This window comes from Oscillospiraceae bacterium (assembly GCA_015067255.1).
Lineage (GTDB): Bacteria > Bacillota > Clostridia > Oscillospirales > SIG519 > SIG519.
In genome coordinates, this window is sequence record SVMS01000036.1 from 1 (window position 1) to 16,915 (window position 16,915).

Annotated in this window: 17 protein-coding genes, 3 tRNA genes and 1 riboswitch; of the genes, 14 read left to right on the plus strand and 6 right to left on the minus strand. The window is 36.7% G+C overall.

Annotation, left to right across the window (positions count from 1 at the left end; genetic code table 11):
• Nucleotides 1-77: 77 nt before the first annotated feature.
• Nucleotides 78-146: transfer RNA gene (locus tag E7480_07670), tRNA-Pro, on the minus strand.
• 706 nt (nucleotides 147-852) lie between these two features.
• Nucleotides 853-926: transfer RNA gene (locus E7480_07675), tRNA-Gly, on the minus strand.
• A 211-nt stretch (nucleotides 927-1,137) separates the two neighbouring features.
• Here E7480_07675 and proB point away from each other — a divergent pair.
• The 6 genes from proB (at nucleotide 1,138) to E7480_07705 (ending at nucleotide 6,760) form a co-directional block, all read left to right on the plus strand.
• Entirely contained in the window at nucleotides 1,138-1,932 is a 795-nt protein-coding gene (gene proB / locus E7480_07680; GenBank protein MBE6904470.1) for a glutamate 5-kinase, read from the plus strand.
• On the plus strand, nucleotides 1,932-3,173 hold the full coding sequence (locus E7480_07685; protein ID MBE6904471.1) for a glutamate-5-semialdehyde dehydrogenase: 1,242 nt from the start codon (nucleotides 1,932-1,934) through the stop codon (nucleotides 3,171-3,173). The genes proB and E7480_07685 overlap by 1 nt, the downstream gene beginning before the upstream one ends.
• 28 nt (nucleotides 3,174-3,201) lie before the next feature.
• Entirely contained in the window at nucleotides 3,202-3,954 is a 753-nt protein-coding gene (locus E7480_07690) for a hypothetical protein (protein MBE6904472.1), read from the plus strand.
• A gap of 204 nt (nucleotides 3,955-4,158) precedes the next feature.
• Nucleotides 4,159-4,932 carry a hypothetical protein gene (locus E7480_07695; protein ID MBE6904473.1) on the plus strand — a complete coding sequence of 258 codons (774 nt, stop codon included), beginning with the start codon at nucleotides 4,159-4,161 and terminating at the stop codon, nucleotides 4,930-4,932.
• A gap of 47 nt (nucleotides 4,933-4,979) precedes the next feature.
• On the plus strand, nucleotides 4,980-5,900 hold the full coding sequence (locus E7480_07700) for a CpsD/CapB family tyrosine-protein kinase (protein ID MBE6904474.1): 921 nt from the start codon (nucleotides 4,980-4,982) through the stop codon (nucleotides 5,898-5,900).
• A gap of 14 nt (nucleotides 5,901-5,914) precedes the next feature.
• Entirely contained in the window at nucleotides 5,915-6,760 is an 846-nt protein-coding gene (locus tag E7480_07705; GenBank protein ID MBE6904475.1) for a PHP domain-containing protein, read from the plus strand.
• A gap of 177 nt (nucleotides 6,761-6,937) precedes the next feature.
• Here E7480_07705 and E7480_07710 read toward each other — a convergent pair whose 3' ends face one another.
• Nucleotides 6,938-8,137, minus strand: coding sequence for an acetate kinase (locus E7480_07710; protein ID MBE6904476.1), 1,200 nt, complete (start codon nucleotides 8,135-8,137; stop codon nucleotides 6,938-6,940).
• A 151-nt stretch (nucleotides 8,138-8,288) separates the two neighbouring features.
• On the opposite strand from E7480_07710, the gene E7480_07715 reads away from it, so the two are divergent.
• Both E7480_07715 and E7480_07720 read left to right on the plus strand, forming a co-directional pair.
• Complete coding sequence (locus tag E7480_07715; protein MBE6904477.1) at nucleotides 8,289-9,467, plus strand: nucleotidyltransferase family protein; 1,179 nt, start codon at nucleotides 8,289-8,291, stop codon at nucleotides 9,465-9,467.
• A 54-nt stretch (nucleotides 9,468-9,521) separates the two neighbouring features.
• The gene (locus E7480_07720; protein MBE6904478.1) at nucleotides 9,522-12,314 is read left to right on the plus strand and encodes a hypothetical protein; all 2,793 of its coding nucleotides are present in this window, start codon (nucleotides 9,522-9,524) and stop codon (nucleotides 12,312-12,314) included.
• A 319-nt stretch (nucleotides 12,315-12,633) separates the two neighbouring features.
• Here the strand turns inward: E7480_07720 and E7480_07725 are convergent, their stop codons facing one another.
• Nucleotides 12,634-13,056, minus strand: coding sequence for a hypothetical protein (locus E7480_07725; GenBank protein ID MBE6904479.1), 423 nt, complete (start codon nucleotides 13,054-13,056; stop codon nucleotides 12,634-12,636).
• A 10-nt stretch (nucleotides 13,057-13,066) separates the two neighbouring features.
• Nucleotides 13,067-13,519, minus strand: a complete 453-nt coding sequence (locus E7480_07730) for a hypothetical protein (protein MBE6904480.1) — start codon at nucleotides 13,517-13,519, stop codon at nucleotides 13,067-13,069.
• Between the two features lie 119 nt (nucleotides 13,520-13,638).
• On the opposite strand from E7480_07730, the gene E7480_07735 reads away from it, so the two are divergent.
• On the plus strand, nucleotides 13,639-13,842 hold the full coding sequence (locus E7480_07735) for a helix-turn-helix transcriptional regulator (GenBank protein MBE6904481.1): 204 nt from the start codon (nucleotides 13,639-13,641) through the stop codon (nucleotides 13,840-13,842).
• Between the two features lie 107 nt (nucleotides 13,843-13,949).
• Here E7480_07735 and E7480_07740 read toward each other — a convergent pair whose 3' ends face one another.
• Nucleotides 13,950-14,555, minus strand: coding sequence for an energy-coupled thiamine transporter ThiT (locus tag E7480_07740; protein ID MBE6904482.1), 606 nt, complete (start codon nucleotides 14,553-14,555; stop codon nucleotides 13,950-13,952).
• A 71-nt stretch (nucleotides 14,556-14,626) separates the two neighbouring features.
• Nucleotides 14,627-14,725, minus strand: a riboswitch (TPP riboswitch).
• Between the two features lie 147 nt (nucleotides 14,726-14,872).
• On the opposite strand from E7480_07740, the gene E7480_07745 reads away from it, so the two are divergent.
• The 5 genes from E7480_07745 (at nucleotide 14,873) to E7480_07765 (ending at nucleotide 16,703) form a co-directional block, all read left to right on the plus strand.
• Nucleotides 14,873-15,124, plus strand: a complete 252-nt coding sequence (locus tag E7480_07745) for a hypothetical protein (protein ID MBE6904483.1) — start codon at nucleotides 14,873-14,875, stop codon at nucleotides 15,122-15,124.
• 141 nt (nucleotides 15,125-15,265) lie between these two features.
• On the plus strand, nucleotides 15,266-15,868 hold the full coding sequence (locus E7480_07750; protein ID MBE6904484.1) for a translation initiation factor IF-3: 603 nt from the start codon (nucleotides 15,266-15,268) through the stop codon (nucleotides 15,866-15,868).
• Nucleotides 15,869-15,904: 36 nt separating this feature from the next.
• Complete coding sequence (gene rpmI / locus E7480_07755; protein MBE6904485.1) at nucleotides 15,905-16,102, plus strand: 50S ribosomal protein L35; 198 nt, start codon at nucleotides 15,905-15,907, stop codon at nucleotides 16,100-16,102.
• Between the two features lie 27 nt (nucleotides 16,103-16,129).
• Nucleotides 16,130-16,486, plus strand: a complete 357-nt coding sequence (gene rplT, locus E7480_07760; protein MBE6904486.1) for a 50S ribosomal protein L20 — start codon at nucleotides 16,130-16,132, stop codon at nucleotides 16,484-16,486.
• A gap of 141 nt (nucleotides 16,487-16,627) precedes the next feature.
• Nucleotides 16,628-16,703, plus strand: a tRNA-Gln gene (locus tag E7480_07765).
• Nucleotides 16,704-16,915 lie beyond the last annotated feature (212 nt).

The window sequence follows — 16,915 nt, forward strand, 5'->3', positions numbered from 1 at the left end:
AGTTGTGGTCAAATATAGGGTCAAACCTCAAAAACAGAGATTTGAAAGTGCGAAAAACCCAGTGTTTATGCGGGTTTTCAAGGTTAGGGGTTTGAGCCGTTCTCTTAGTCCCAAAGCAAGCGCGCTACCAATTGCGCCACACCTCGAAATATTCAATTTTATGCTCGGATTTTTACAGAAATTCCGCAACTGTGGGACACTATGTGGTCGTAAGGCTATTATAGCACATTCTTAGAAAAAAGGAAAGCGGAAAAACCGCAGTATTAAAGGCTTTTTTGAGGTGTATGGGATTTTACTTGAATTACCTATCTCACAGTCCCAAAGCAAGCGCGCTTCCTGTTGCAACTAAGGCTCTGTCTTCGTGTGTGTAGCACACTTGCCAATCGCCAAGTTGCTGCCACTCAAAACGGCTTACTGCATCCGCCACAGGCGGCGTGCGCCGTTTCTCCCCAACTGCGCCACACCTCGATAATATATTAAATTGTTATAAACGCAGTTGTCCACTGCGCTTCCTGTTGCAACTAAGGCTCTGTCTTCGTGTGTAGCACACTTGCCAATCGCCAAGTTGCTGCCACTCAAAACGGCTTACTGCATCCGCCACAGGCGGCGTGCGCCGTTTCTCCCCAACTGCGCCACACCCCGATAATATATTAAATTATTATAAACGCAGTTGTCCGCTGCACTTCCTGTTGCGGTGCCCGAAATTTATTGCTCGCTGTTCGCTTCGCAAAATTTCGACCGCTGCCACTCCTTTTTGCTCCCTTAATCCGCCACCGGCGGCGGTCGCAAACGTCCCCAACTGCGCCACATCTCGATAAGTATAAACAAAATGCCGCCTTATAGGCGGCATAGTGGAGCGGGTGATGGGAATCGAACCCACGTGTCAAGCTTGGAAGGCTTGCATTCTACCATTGAACTACACCCGCATTTGTCAGTGCTTAGATAGTATACTACATTTGTTTTTGTTTGTCAATACTTAATTTTAAAAAAGATAAATTTTATTGCTTGCCCATATGAGAAACTTGACTTTTTTTATTGTATTTTGTATAATGAATTTTACCATTGAAAAAACACAATCTTTTAGGGAGGTTGAAAATACAGTAAGAGTTGGCATTATTCTTCTGTATTTTACAAATAATGAATAAGGTTAAAAGAATGACCGTTAAGGTAGGAACATCGACCTTGACGCACGACACAGGAAAGCTTAATTTAAAAAGACTTGAAGAATTAGTAAGAACTATTTCGGATATTGTTAATTCCGGTATACAAGTAGTTCTCGTTTCTTCGGGAGCGATTGGCGTGGGCGTTTCAAAGTTAGGCCTTGCGGGAAAACCTGATACAGTACCTGAAAAGCAAGCGGCTGCCGCTGTAGGACAGTCGGAGCTTATGTCTATTTATGATAAGCTTTTTTCCGAATATCATCATAACGTAGCGCAGGTACTGCTTACAAAGGATGTAACTGATTGTGATAATCGCAGAAATAACGTTATAAATACTTTCGACAGACTTTTGAAATTTAACTGTATTCCCATTGTAAATGAGAATGATACAGTATCTACAGAAGAGCTGCTTTTTGGCGACAATGATACACTTTCTGCAATTGTTGCAGACCTTACTGAATCTGATTTATTGGTTTTGATGACAGATATTGACGGCCTTTATGATAAAAACCCCCGTGAATATCACGATGCTGTTTTGATTCCTACCGTTACTAAAATTACCAAAGAAATGCTTGACAATGCATCGGAGGTAGGAAGTAAATTCGGAACAGGCGGAATGATAACTAAGCTTCATGCGGCAGAAATTGCTATGAAAAGCGGAATTAAAATGAAAATTGTATCCGGTGAAAAGCCTTCTGTTTTATACGATATTCTTGAAAACAAAAGAGTTGGCACAGAGTTTTTGCCCGATGCGACAGCGGAGGGAATTTAATGGAATACATTGAAGGATTGGGAAAAAGAGCAAAAAAAGCAAGCTATTCCTTAGCAACAGCACAAACGGCTTTAAAGAATACGGCGTTGGAATATATTGCAAAGGAGCTTGAAAATAACGTAGCTTTAATTTTGCAAGAGAATAAAAAGGATATTGATAATGCTCAGCAAAACGGAATAAGCGGTCAAATGATTGACAGACTTGCTCTTAACGAAAAAAGAATAGCAGATATGGCAACAGGTGTGCGCAAGTTAATTGAGCTTAATGACCCTGTTGGTGTTATTGATAGTGAATGGACCCGTCCGAACGGGTTAAAAATCGGAAGAATGAGAGTGCCTTTAGGGGTAATTGCCATAATTTTTGAGTCCCGTCCCAATGTTACTGTTGATGCGGCGGCGCTTTGTCTTAAATCGGGAAATGCGGTAATTTTAAGAGGCGGAAAAGAAGCTATAAATTCAAATCTTGTGCTGACTGAAATTATGCGAAAAGCCATAGAAAAAGCAGGACTTGATAAAAACTGTATCAACACAGTTGAAAATACCGACAGACAAACAGCAACAGCTCTTATGAAGCTTAATAAATATGTTGATGTTTTAATTCCAAGAGGCGGTGCAGGGCTTATAAAGGCTGCAGTTGAGAACGCAACAGTTCCCGTTATTGAAACAGGTACGGGAAACTGCCATATTTTTGTTGACAAAAGTGCCGATTTGAATATGGCTGCAGAAATTATTGTAAATGCAAAGACATCCCGTGTTTCCGTTTGTAATGCTGCTGAAAGCTTAGTTGTACACAGCTCTGTAGCAGGTGAGTTTTTACCTGTGATTTCTAAGGTACTCAAAGAAAAAGATGTTGAAATAAAGGGCTGTGAAAAAACTTGTCAAATAATTGACTGTGTCAGAGCGCAGGAAGATGATTTTTATCGTGAATATCTTGATTATGTTATTTCCTGTAAAATTGTTGACAGTGTTGATGAAGCAATTGAATTTATCAATGAACACAGCACGGCGCACAGTGAAGCAATTATTACTGAGGACAATGAAAATGCCCATAAATTCCAAAAGGAAATTGATTCTGCAGCGGTATATGTAAATGCTTCAACAAGGTTTACCGATGGCTTTGAATTTGGCTTTGGAGCTGAGATAGGAATATCTACTCAAAAAATACATGCCAGAGGCCCTATGGGACTTGAAGCGCTTACAAGTACAAAATATATAATTAACGGAAACGGACAAATAAGATAGAGCTTTGTCTTTGTGAAGGAGGACTTATATGAATAGGTCTGACAGAAAAGAAAATAAAAATAGTTCAAAAAAACAAATAGTTGCGGTGCTGATATCGTTGGCGGTAATATGCCTTGCCTTTTTTATAGGCTTTAACTTTAAAAAAATCGCAACCTTGCTTCCTCTTCCTTTTGAAATTCCTGAAAGCTGGGAAAATGATGGAACAGAGCAAAACGATATTGTTCAAAGCAGTATTACAAATAACGAGGCTCAAAGCTCTACCGATAAAAATACCAATGAACAAAACGAAGAGTTTTTTGAAAAATATTTTGAATGGTTTTTTACTGCCGATTTTCCTGCCTTTGAGCAATCCTCTAAAGCTGATAATGACTGTGCTATAGAGCTTGGAATTATGCAGTGCATAAAATCCGAAAGCAATGTTCAATATAAAAAGAACGAGGAGGAGGAGACGATAGTCCCTGCGGCAGACGTTTTGTCAGCGGTAAGAAAAATGCTTCCTTCAATAACAATAACGGATAAAACGGTTGACGAGTTTGTTTATGATTTAAAAACTCAAAGCTATGAAATTCCGGCAAAGGCCATAGAGCCTGAGTATATGTGGTTTATCACATCGAATAAAAAGATTGATAACGGACGGGTGCTTACAGTAGCTTTTTATCCTTATAATATTGCAACGAATAATAAAATCCCTACTGATTCGCCCGAAAAAACAATGATTTTAACTCTTGAACAGGACCAAACAACTCAAAACTATAAAATAGTATCATATTTGGAAAAATAATACATAAAAACTCACTACACAACTAACTGCCTCAATTTGTACAGACATAACAAATTGAGGCAGTAATATTTTTTTATGTGTCTTAAGTGTTCAAAAAAATAAGTATGTTTTATCTTAAAATAACTTGATTTTTTTGTTTAAGTGTGGTAACATATTAAAGTATTATATGGTGGAAAAGAGTAAGCTATTAGGAGGATATTGCATATGAACAGCGCTTATGACAATCTTTTGGTGCAAAATAACGCTGTCGACCAGGTAACCTTTGAGGGTTCAACTGATGACAACGTTATAAACATAAAATATATAATTTTCGTTATAGTAAGAAAATGGTGGATTATAGCTATAATGACAGTAGCAACTCTGATTATAGGAGGAGTTTATACCTTTGCTATTGCAAAGCCGGTATATCAGGCAACTTCAACCGTATTTATGTATAAGAAATCAGATACTACCAACAATATTATAAGCGACTTGAATGTAGGACAAACATTACTTAAAACGAGTATTGAAATTATAAAGAGTAACCGTATTGCCGAAAAGGCGATGACTCTCGTTGATGAAAAAATCCGCCCTGCTTCTGCCGGAACTCTTCTTGCAGGCGTTTATGCTTCCGCTAAGGAGGATACACATATTCTCAATATTTCAGTAACAGACCTTGACCCGACAAAAGCCGCCGCATATGCCAATGCGATGACAGAGGCTTTCGTTGAAGACTTTGACAGTATTATAAACGTTAACGGATATGATAAAATAAGTCTTGTTCATATAATAGATAAGGCAAAGGTGCCTTCGGCTCCCATAAAGCCTAACAAGCTGGTGAATATGCTCGTTGCATTTTTAATAGGTCTTATTCTCGGCGCAGGTATTATTTTCATTTCCGAATATTTTGACGATACAGTAAAAACAAGTGAAAGACTGAAGGCTGTTACAGGCTTGTCAATTATAGGAAATATTATGATGTTTTCTGATGACGCCTAATTGGAAATGTTGCTTTAAATACTTTATCAGATTGGAGCTTACAAGTTATGTCTCAAATAGGAAAAACACTTGTTATTCATACAAAAAAACGTTCTCAGGCAGCAGAGGAATACAGAAAGCTTCGTACTAATCTTTTGTATTCCAAAAACGGAACTTTACCTCAGATTATATTTATTACAAGCTCTGTTGCAGGTGAAGGTAAAACAACAACAGCTTGTAACGTTGCTGTTTCTTTTGCGCAGACGGGAAGACGTGTTTTATTGGTTGACTGTGATATCAGAAAGCCTTCTGTTCATCAGATGTTTGGTATAAGTAAGGTTAACGGTCTTTCTAAGCTTTTGAAAAAGCAGATTACTCTTGAAGAAGCTATACACACAATAGAAGAGGTTAAGCTTGACGTGCTTCCTGCAGGTCCCAGTATGTATGACCCTACTGAGCTTTATTCCTCACTTTATTTTACAGAGCTTTTTGACCAGCTCAGAAGGATGTATGATGTTGTAATTGTTGATACCCCTCCTGTAAGCGTTGTTACCGACGCAGCTCTTATTTCTCACGTATCTGATGCTTGCCTTATAGTATCGGGTGAAGGCGCTGCAACAACTGCTGAGTTGAAGAATGCAAAGGAGCATCTTGACCGTGCAGGCGCTTGTGTTTTAGGTATCGTATTTAATAAAGTAGGTTCAATTCTTTCGAAGAACAGCTACTATTATAAATATTATTACAGCGGCTATGGCTATGGCTACGGCTCTTACAGAAACAGATACGGCTACGGTTACGGTTATGGCTACGGCTATGAAGCTCCAAATAAAAAGACTAAAAAGAAAAAAGATAAAGTAGCTTCAGAGACCGAAATAAAAGCGGAAAATATAGTTGTTACAGAAAATGAAATCAATGCGCAGACAGTGGTAACCCCTGCACAATCGGAAACTGTAGTAAGTCCTGCAGAAACAGAAATAAAATCAGAATAAAATAGGAGGTATGTATGGAAAGCAGTAAATATGTTGATCTCCATATACATACCAATAGGTCTGACGGTTCGGATTTTGTTGAAGACTGTATAAGAATAGCGGCAGAAGAAGGACTTAAAGCAATTGCTATTACAGACCACAACAGCTTTGATGCGGTTGAAGATGCTATTTGTATAGGAGAAGAGTACGGCGTTGACGTAATTCCTGCAATTGAAATTGATGTAGATTATATATATCCCTTTCATTTTTTAGCTTATTTTACGCGTGATGGCTTTTTGGGACTCCAATCTTATTTTAATTTGCTAAAAAACAGTAACCCTTCAATGATTGCAGGCAAATTTTTAAATTGTTTAAAGAAAAACGGATATAAAGTAGATGTTCCTTCTAAAAACAAAAAATATCTTATGGTTTATGATGTTTTATGTCTTCTGTGCGAAAACGGATATTTTGAAACTCCGTTTGAAGCAGAAAGGGAGCTTATATTAGGTCCGAAGAAAATTTTTAATGAAGATGCTTTTACTTTGCAGGAAGTAATTGAAAATGTACATAGAGTAGGCGGAGTAATTGTATGGGCACATCCTTTCGGAAGTGCTGTAAGGCTTTCCAGAGAGGAAGCAACTCAGGAAATTAAAAATATGAAGGCTATGGGGCTTGACGGAGTAGAGGCAATCCATTTCTCTTCAGGAATGGAAAATGCTAAATATTTAATTGAGCTTGCAAAGGAAAATGACCTTATTGTTACAGGCGGAAGCGATTATCACGGAACGTACAGACCTGAGATTAAGCTTGGCTTTGCTGACAATATCAGAATTCCCTATAGCATATATCAGTTCTTAAAAAGTAAATTAAAAGATCAATAATTATTAAAAAGTGCCTGATCTATCGAAAAAACAGCTCAGGCACTTTTTATTATACAATAACAACCTGACCCCGCCTATGCATTGAAAATGCAGGCGGGTGCCTCAAAATCTTCTTGTTTTCACAATAAAAAACTCCTATGACAGTTGATTGCCATAGGAGTTTAACTTTATATAGAATTAAAGAGCAGAAACGATTTCCTTTGTATCAAGAGCAATAGTCAATTCCTCGTTTGTAGGAATTACCAATGTTCTCAATGTAGCCTCGGGAGAAGAAATATCAAGCTCAACGCCTCTTAGCTTATTCTTCTCATCGTCGATGCCTGCGCCCATAAATTTGAGCTTATCTGCAATACGCTTTCTGTAATGAGGATTGTTTTCACCGATACCGCCTGTGAATACTACAGCGTCGATACCGCCCATAGCAGCGGCAAAACCGCCGATGTATTTAACAAGCTGATGGCAAAGCATACTTTCAACAAGCTGAGCTCTCTCGTCGCCGTCTTTTGCAGCCTGCTCGATATCTCTGTTGTCGCTTGATTTCTCATAAACGCCAAGGATACCGGACTTTTTGTTCATAACAGTATCAATCTCCTTGGGAGAAAGACCTTCTTTTTCCATAAGCAAGGGGATAATAGCAGGGTCGATAGAACCGCAGCGGGTACCCATCATAATTCCTTCAAGAGGAGTAAGACCCATAGTTGTATCAAAGCACTTGCCGCCCATAACAGCAGATATTGAAGAGCCGTTTCCAAGGTGGCAGGTAACGATTTTTAAATCCTCGGGCTTTTTGCCTAAAACAACAGCAGCTCTGCCGCTTACGTAACGGTGAGATGTGCCGTGGAAGCCGTAACGGCGGATTCTGTATTTTTCATAATACTCATAAGGAAGAGCATACATATAAACATAATCAGGCATTGTCTGATGGAAGCCTGTATCAAATACAGCAACCTGAGGGATATCGCTTCCTAAGATTTCTTCACATGCTTTGATACCTGTAAGATTGTGAGGGTTATGAAGCGGTCCTAACTCACAGCATTCCTCGATAGCAGCAATAACGGAATCGTCAATAAGAACGCTTCCTGAGAATTTCTCGCCGCCGTGAAGAACTCTATGGCCTACAGCAGTGATTTCGCTTGCGCTCTTCAAAACGCCGTACTCTTTATCAAGAAGAGCATCTAAAACGAGCTTTATAGCTTCAGCGTGGTTTGCCATCTGCACGCTCTTTTTGATTTCGTCTCCGTTTCCTTTGTGCTTGAAGAGACCGCCTTCAATGCCTATACGGTCGCACATACCTTTTGCAAGCACTTGGTTTGACTCCATATTGAACAGCTGATACTTTAAAGAAGAGCTACCGCAATTGATTACAAGAATTTTCATTATATTCCTCCCAAAAATTATATAAAATAATGACGAAAAAAGATGTTGATATCGTCTTGGAAATCCATTATAATATTATATATACTTTCAATCGACTTTTCAAGTGTTTTTTTTATTTTTGTAAAATAAATGAAAAAGGAGGCAAAGAACGGTGTCTACTGCATTCATTATAGCCGAATATAATCCCTTTCATTCAGGGCACAGATATCAAATTGAAAAAACAAAAGAAATTACAGGCTGTGACAGCGTAGCAATTATAATGAGCGGAAGTATGGTACAAAGATGTGAGCCCTCTTTGCTTTCCAAATGGCAACGTGCACAGTGCGCTGTTGAAGGCGGTGCAGATATAGTTTTTGAATTGCCGTTTCCTTTTTCCTCTATGTCGGCAAACGGATTTGCCTCAGCCACAATACATCTTGCAAATATGACAGGGCTTGAAGGCTTTTTAAGCTTTGGAAGTGAAAGCGGAGATATAGATAGGCTTAAAAGCTTTTGTCAAGAGCTTCATTCAAAAGGGCAGAGTGAAAAAATAAAAGAAGCATTGAGTCAAGGCAAAAGCTATGCAAATGCTTTGGGCAACAGCCTTTCCGCCGATAAGCTTGATAAGTCAAACGATATTTTAGCTGTGGAGTATCTTTATGAATTAGAAAAGCAAAACAGCGTACTTGAGCCGATAACCGTACTTCGTAAAAATGCACAGCATATTGAGGAAGGTATAAACGAAGGCTTTGCAAGTGCAAGCTATATACGAAGGCTGATTAACCAATGGGATGAAAGCTATAAAGAAGCTCTTCCTGATTTTGTTGCCCATAAAATAGAAAAGCAGAAAAAAGAAGGCTTTTTGATAAGCAGTATGGAAAAAATGCAAAGAGCAGTTTTATATAAGCTTCAAAATATGGATGCACAGAGCTTAAATGAAATTCTTGACATTTCAGAGGGTCTTGAATACCGTATGATTTCGGCGCTTTCCAAAGCTCAAAGCTTAGATGAACTGTATGCCCTCATAAAAACAAAAAGATATACTATGTCAAGAATAAGAAGAATAGTTCTTTTTTCCTTTTTTGAAATTGATAAAGCTTATCTCAATAGAAAGCCCGACTATTTAAAGGTGCTTGCATTTAATGATAAAGGCAGAGAGCTTTTAAAACAAATGAAAAAAACGGCAACGCTTCCCGTTATTACAAAACCTGCAGACGGCAGAAAAGAGCTTACAAGCACTTTGGTTTTTGATGCAGAAAGCAGAGCGACAGAATTTGCGTCAATGTGCAGTGATAAAATCAATATAAGTCTTAATGATTTGAAAAGCAGTCCAATTTATGTAATATCCTGAAATAACTTGCCCAATGGATAAGAATATGATAAAATAATAAAGAGGTGAAGAGTTTTGAAACTAAAAAGAATTATAACAGCGTTGAGCGCTATAGTTTTAATTTTTATGTGCTTGCCCTTTAATATCTTTGCACAGAATATAACAGGCATTGAAATTACCTTTGATGACAGTTATTCTCAAAGCGTGCAGATTGGCTCTTCGCCTGTACATACTTTTTATATAAATGAAAATACTCAGAAAGCTAAAGTAGACGTTTTTTCGGTAGACGGTGAAATTTGGATTAACGGCAACAAAACATCTTCCCTTGAAGTGCAGACCTCTCAAAATGTTACAGTAGTATCTATAAATGACAATACTGTAAGCTATACTATAAAGCTTGTAAAAGAAACAAATGAATTTATAAGTCAGCTTGAGGTTAAAAGCTACGCAGATGACAGCTTGATTGAAAGCATCAGAATTGCGGATTTTAATGAAAATAATGATGAGTATTTCTTAGTAGTTGCCCATAACGCAACAAGCGTATCCTTTTATCCGGAGCTTGCACCCGATACAAGCTTTGAGGTTGTAGGTTATGAGGGAATAGAATATCTTTTGCTTGAAGGCAAGGAAACAGTATTTTCTATTATAGCGGGAGAAAAAAGCTTTACTGTCACTATTATTGTAGATAATGCTCCTGCTGTTTTTGACAGTCTTAAAACTCTTGAAATTACGGCTTTGAATGAATATAATTCCGTGAAATTTTTCCAAACCCATAATTACGGCAGAGGTGAATATAAATTTGCCGTTCCGTTAAGTACCGAAAAAATCAAGCTTTTTGCTCAGCTTTATAACGATAAAGAAGCAGAACTTTATTGCAACGGACAAAAAATAGAGCAGAACAGTGAAATAGAAATGAGTTCTGACAGCTTGGTTGTTTCAATCAATTCCGAAAGCGGTCAGGTGTCTGAATACGAATTTATAAAAACAGCAAGCGGAGTTGTTGATATACAAAACTTTTTTGTTGAATTTTATGATTTGAATGACAGACTTATATGTACTTATTCAAAATATGAAGCTTTACAAAATACCGATATTATACTCCCCGATAATTATTCCTATGCAATTCTTGATGCTGAATTTGGAGGCTTTGTAAAGAATATTGAGCTTGATGCTCAGAAAATATCCCTTCCTTACAGAGTGGAGCAAGGTAATATAAGCTTAGACGTTGAGTTTGACGATACTACCGTAAAAAGCTTTAATTTGAATTTTGTAAATGAAGCACTTACTCCAAAGCTTGAATACGCCTATATAAGCTTTTATGACAGCGAATTAAACCCTATAAACGAGGTTTTGGTGAATAATCAAGACAGTCTTGAAGTTCCCCAAAGAGCAAAATATTTCAGTATAAATCAAACCGAGGCTGATTATGATTTCGGACTTAGCTTTGAATATAACAATTCCTTTATTCAAGCAAATAAAAAAACAGAGCTTGTTGACGGAGTAAATCTTAAAATAATAAACGGAGCCGATGAACTGAGGAGTATAAGCTTTTTGGTAACGCAAGAGCCTAATTCACAGCAGGATATAACCGAAGGGTTGATTGTTGCATATAATTCTCATTCAGTTATCTGCTATCAGCAATATTTTGATGTTGATAATAAGCAGGATATAGAATTACCCTTTGATACTCAATATTTTTCCGTTTATTTCAATGCAGAAAGTTCTGACAGCGTTATAACTCTTGATTCTAAAAAGGCTGTATACAGCGACAAGGTGATGTATTTTACCTCGGATTTTAAAGAAAAAAGCTATAACTTTAAAATTGTTGCTGATTCGGGAAATGAATATGATTTTACTTTAAATATCACAGGTGCTGAAAAAGCAGGTATAAAAGCGGAATTGTCGGAAACTGCATTTGATTTTTATGACGGTAATTTTTTCAAAACAGGCGATACACTTTTAACTGAAATCAATGATAAAAATATTGTATTGCTTCCCAAAGATACAGCTTTTGCAACAGCTTTTCTTAAAACAAAAGAGAACGCTCTTTATGAAATAACTCTTGATGACTTTTTGATAAATACGGACTTTTACGTAAACACTCAAAGTAAATTAAAGATAACTGTTATTTCTGAGGACAGAAGAAGCACAAAAGTATACGAGCTTGAATTTGCTGCAAATAATTATCTTTCGGGAATTACTGTGAATTCACAGGCAGTAAGTGATTTTGAAAAAGAAAAGCTTGATTATTCATTTAATGTAGAAGCCGATGTGGAAACAGCAGAAATAGGATATACTCTTGACGACAGCTCTGCAAGTGCAGTTTTAGAAGGAAACAGCAGCTTAAGCTACGGTAAAAATACCTTTACGGTAACGGTTACGGGCTGGGATAATTCTCAAAAGGTTTATACAGTTAATGTTTACAGACTTTCCTCATCAATTGAAAGCTCTGTTTATACTGTGAATGAAGAAAAAAAGCTTATTTACAATTTGAAGGATAAGCTTTCCGTAGAAGCTTTTGTTGAAAAGCTTTCTGTATCCGGCGCTCAAATAGAGGTGCTTGATGCAAAAGGACAAAAGGTTACAACAGGAAACGTAGCTACAGGAATGACTGTAAACGCAGTTTCAAAAGGTGAAATTCTTTCAAGCTATACAGTTTTGATTTACGGCGACGTAAACGGAAGCGGAACTATAAACGTTAGTGATATTTTTGCAATAGTAAAGCATAGCTTCGGTACTGATACTTTAACAGGAGTAAAGCTGCTTGCAGGAAATGCTAATCGCGACCAAAACGGCAAAGTTAATGTATCTGATATTTTGGCAATAGTATATCATTCTTTTGGAGAAAGAGCTATAAATCAAGCATAAAAAAAGCTGTTGCAGTTGCAACAGCCAAACTGTCGAAAATCCCTGTTTTGCATTAAGCAAAGCAGGGATTTCTGTGTAAGAAAAGTAAATTTATTCCGGATTGCTTTTGTATTATCATTTCTATTTGATATCTGTTCTCATAGCCTTTCTTCGTCATCTTTCATTACCCAAGAATATTATACCATAAAACAAAGAAAAAGAACAGTTCTTCCTAGCCTTTTTAGACATTTTGAAAACCGTACTGCTTGTACGTTTTTTTGTTATGAGAACAATAAGGTTATTAAATATTATTCGTATTAGGCGAAGCAGAATTTCAATTTCAAATAGTGGTAGTTGTATTGTTAATTTTTTTCTGTTTTCCGCTACCCACAAATCCTACAATTGTAATCGGAAGCCCAAAGAACAGATACACAGGAAAACAAATTGTACCAATTAAATAGAGTATAGCAGCAAGCTTGGCTGTGCCACTTTTTTTGCTTGCATAGGCAATCCAACCGATTAAGCATCCAATAATAAATGTAACAATATGTACACAGAGTAATACCAATATTACATAAAGGACTGTTACTGCGGTAGAGTTCATACCAAGAATGTTAAATGCTAATTCAAAGTATGCTCCAATGGTATCTATAAAATCAGCACCGCCTGCTTCAATGATTGCTCCGCCGAATATACAAAGTAAATAAACAGAATAAAGTGTTGCTAGGATATTTGATACTAATAGTGTTTTACTCCTATTCATAATGCTCTCCTTATTTCGCAACTTCAAGCAATTTCTTGCTAACTCTTGCTTGAACGTCAATGTAATATGCGGTTTCAGCTGCGTTCATATCTTCATTTTCCCACTTTTCAAAATCTTCTACAAAATCTGCGTATTTGCTCATAAAATCAGCATAGTCAGTGAGAAGACTTAAATCACTGGGATTAGCTTGATATTTCTTCATAAATACAACATAATCATTCATAAATTTTTCGTAACTATCCATTGCAGCCTTGAAATCAGAGCTTCCTCCGTTCTTTTCTTTTTCTGTAGTATCCGATTTAGATGCCTCAGTAGAAGAATTTGCGGAAGACGTTGTGCTGTTGCTATTTTCTTTTTGGCTCGGAGCAACAGAGATGTCATTGTCAACAATGTTCTCACTACCACAAGCTGTTACAGAAAAAACTGTAATAACCAATAGCAATACTAATAATATTTTTTTCATAATACATACCTCCTAAAGTACGTCATATATTAATTTATTGATATTATACTCAATTTTTGAGTAATTGTCAATACTCAATTTATGAGTATGATAATATAAATAATATAGGAGGGTTCTTGATGAATTATCGTGAACGAATGCGTGCCTTAAGAGAGGATAAAGACTTAACACAGACACAAGTTGCAAAAATAATTAACAAATCACAGCAAGGCTATAATCATATTGAAATAGGCAGAGCTGAACTTAAAATTGAAGATTTAATTAAACTATGTGATTTTTATAAAGTGTCCGCTGATTATTTTATAGGTAGAAAAGAAAAATAGCACCTGATTCCGTTTTGGAAAAGGGTGCTATTTCTGTATCCTTTATTTTTTAAAACAACAAAATTAAAAGTGCTTTTATTTACTTTTTGACTAATTATAGTTTTAACTTATCGTGAATTTGCTTTAGTGATAACACCGATGCATAATATACCTAAAATAAGAGTTATAACAAGCTCGGGACCCATATAAGTTACATTATATATAAAAGAATATGTCCAGGCACCGTGGCTGTTGACAACGTCGTGAATGTAGCCGGGGTCGGGATACCATTCTTTAGTAAGCTCATACCAGACAACTGCACCGGAAACAAGATGGCATAAAAATCTCAAAACAACAGAGATTGTAAGCCCTGCACCGAAACGTAGTGAGGTTTGAGCAATGGAAGAGTTCTGCTTTTTAAATATTCCCGCAAGACCGATGCAACTGAAAGCAATTATGTAGTCAAAGAAAATAATAGCCAAAACTGCCAAAAAGGTTTTGCCGTATGCTAAATTGTTAAGGCCTAAAACAAGCTGTATACAGCTGCATAAAAAGGCGCATACAAGGCCCCATTTAACACCGTGGCGGTATGAGAAAACGGCAATGGGAAGCATTGATGCAATAGTGATAGTGCCACCTAAAGGCATCTCGATAATTTTGAACATGCTTAATACTGTTGCCATGGCAATCATAACAGCACATTCCACCAGAGTTTTCAGACTTCTGTTTTTCATAATGAAAAATCCTTTCTTTTACGGAGCAATGAAATTGCAAAAGGGCTGCAAGCAAAAATATGCTTACAGCCCAAAAAGTCTTTGTATAATTCCTACGACGGCATTACCCGTACAGGTACAAAGGGTTGAGGAAAAACCTCTCTCAGCAATAAGCACCCCTAATTTAATTGTAAACATTATATATCCGTTTTTTTAAAATGTCAATAGAAAAAATAAAAAACAAAAAAATTAGGAGTAATTTTTTGGCAATAAGACATATTGACAATTTTAAACAAATAAAATATAATTAAATAAATAAAAAAGAAAGGAGAATAAATATGAAAAGTGCATTTGAACTTCACGGAGTTGACGTGAAAGAGTTTATTGACGAGGTTGATAAGTGTAAAGGAAATGTATATCTGGTTACTACAGAGGGCGACCATCTTAATTTGAAAAGCAGATTTTGTCAGCTTATCGGTCTTGCAAAAATAATTGAAGGCGGAAACATTTCCGAAGCAAGAATAGTATGTGAGCTTCAGGAAGATGAAACAAGACTTTTCCGTTTCAATTTGTACGGCAAGGAGGACTAAAAGTCCTTACTTTTGAAAATTATTTAACTTTTTTATAGATTTATGTTGACAAGCCGTTTAGTTTGTGATATTATAGTTGCACAATAAAGAAGAGATTATTCTCTCACCCTGTCGTTTTGCGACTGCGGTTAATACGGTTAAATGCTTATTTTTCTGTGTTTTCGGGGTGGAGTATATTCTCCACCCTTTTTTGATATTATTTTATTTCGGAGGTGCTTAGGTATTAACGCCAAAAATCTGCAAATCAACGAAGAAATCCGCGATAAAGAGGTCCGCTTAATCGGAGATGACGGTGCTCAATTGGGCATTACCTCTGTAAAAGAAGCTCAAAAGCTTGCTGCTTCCAAGGGTCTTGACCTTGTGAAAATTGCGCCTCAGGCAGTTCCGCCTGTGTGCAAAATTCTCGATTATGGAAAGTATTGCTTTGAGCAGACAAAAAGAGAAAAAGAAGCAAAGAAAAATCAAAAGGTTGTTGAGCTTAAAGAAATTTATCTTTCAATGAAGATTGACACTCATGATTTTGAAACAAAGGGCAATCACGCAATAAAATTCCTTAAAAACGGAAATAAGGTAAAGGTTGCTATACGCTTTCGCGGTAGAGAAATGGCTCATACAAATCTGGGATACGGAATTTTGGAGCGTTTCGGCGAATATTGTTCCGAATTCGGAACAGTTGAAAAGTCTGCAAAGTTGGAAGGCAGAAATATGGCTATGTTCCTTGTGCCAAAGACTGATAAAAAGTAATATATGTTAAAACTTTAATGAGAGGAGAAATAATAAATGCCGAAGATTAAAACACATACCGGTGCAAAAAAGAGATTTAAGCTCACAAAAAGCGGTAAGGTTAAAATGAACCATGCCGGAAGACGTCACATTCTTAATAAGAAAACAACAAAGCGTAAAAGAGGACTTCGTAAGCCCACATATGCGGCTTCAGCAAATGCTCCGCAAGTTAAGCTTTTAATTCCGTACAAATAATAAATTAGTTAAAAGGAGGTTTTTACCATGGCAAGAGTTAAGGGCGCTATGATGACCCGTAAAAGAAGAAAGAAAATATTAAAGCTCGCTAAGGGCTATTTCGGTGCAAAGAGCACTCATTATAAGATGGCTAATCAGGCGGTTATGAAATCGCTTACTTATGCTTACATCGGAAGAAAACAAAAGAAGAGAGATTTCAGAAAGCTCTGGATTACAAGAATTAATGCAGGCTGTAAAATGAACGGTATGAACTATTCAAGATTTATGTTCGGTCTTAAAAAGGCAAACATCAATCTTAACAGAAAGGTTCTTGCTGAATTAGCAGTATCTGATCCTCAGGCTTTTGCAGCACTTTGCGAAAAGGCTAAAGCTTTTAACGCATAAAACTAAATTTTCTAATATCAAAGTAAATCAGGAGACAATTTGCTTTGTCTCCTGATTTATTGCTTGACATAATATTAAAAAAATGGTATTATATTCAAGCTGATACTTTGACAGTAAATTGGCAAAATAATAATATTATATTGGGGTGTAGCCAAGCGGTAAGGCACCAGACTTTGACTCTGGCATTCCGCAGGTCCGAATCCTGCCATCCCAACCAAAAATCCTCATTCGTAAGAATGGGGATTTTTACTTTTTCACTCTTCACTATTCTCTGCGTTATTTGATATAGGATTTTTGGAAGTAATAAGTAATAGTGAATAGTGAAGAGGTGAAAGTTGTATAGTGAAAAAGGACTGTTCAAAGAGTGAAAATGTTGGTAAAATATTTTCAGGAGAGTGAACAGGATGAAAAAGAAAGTGAATTACACAA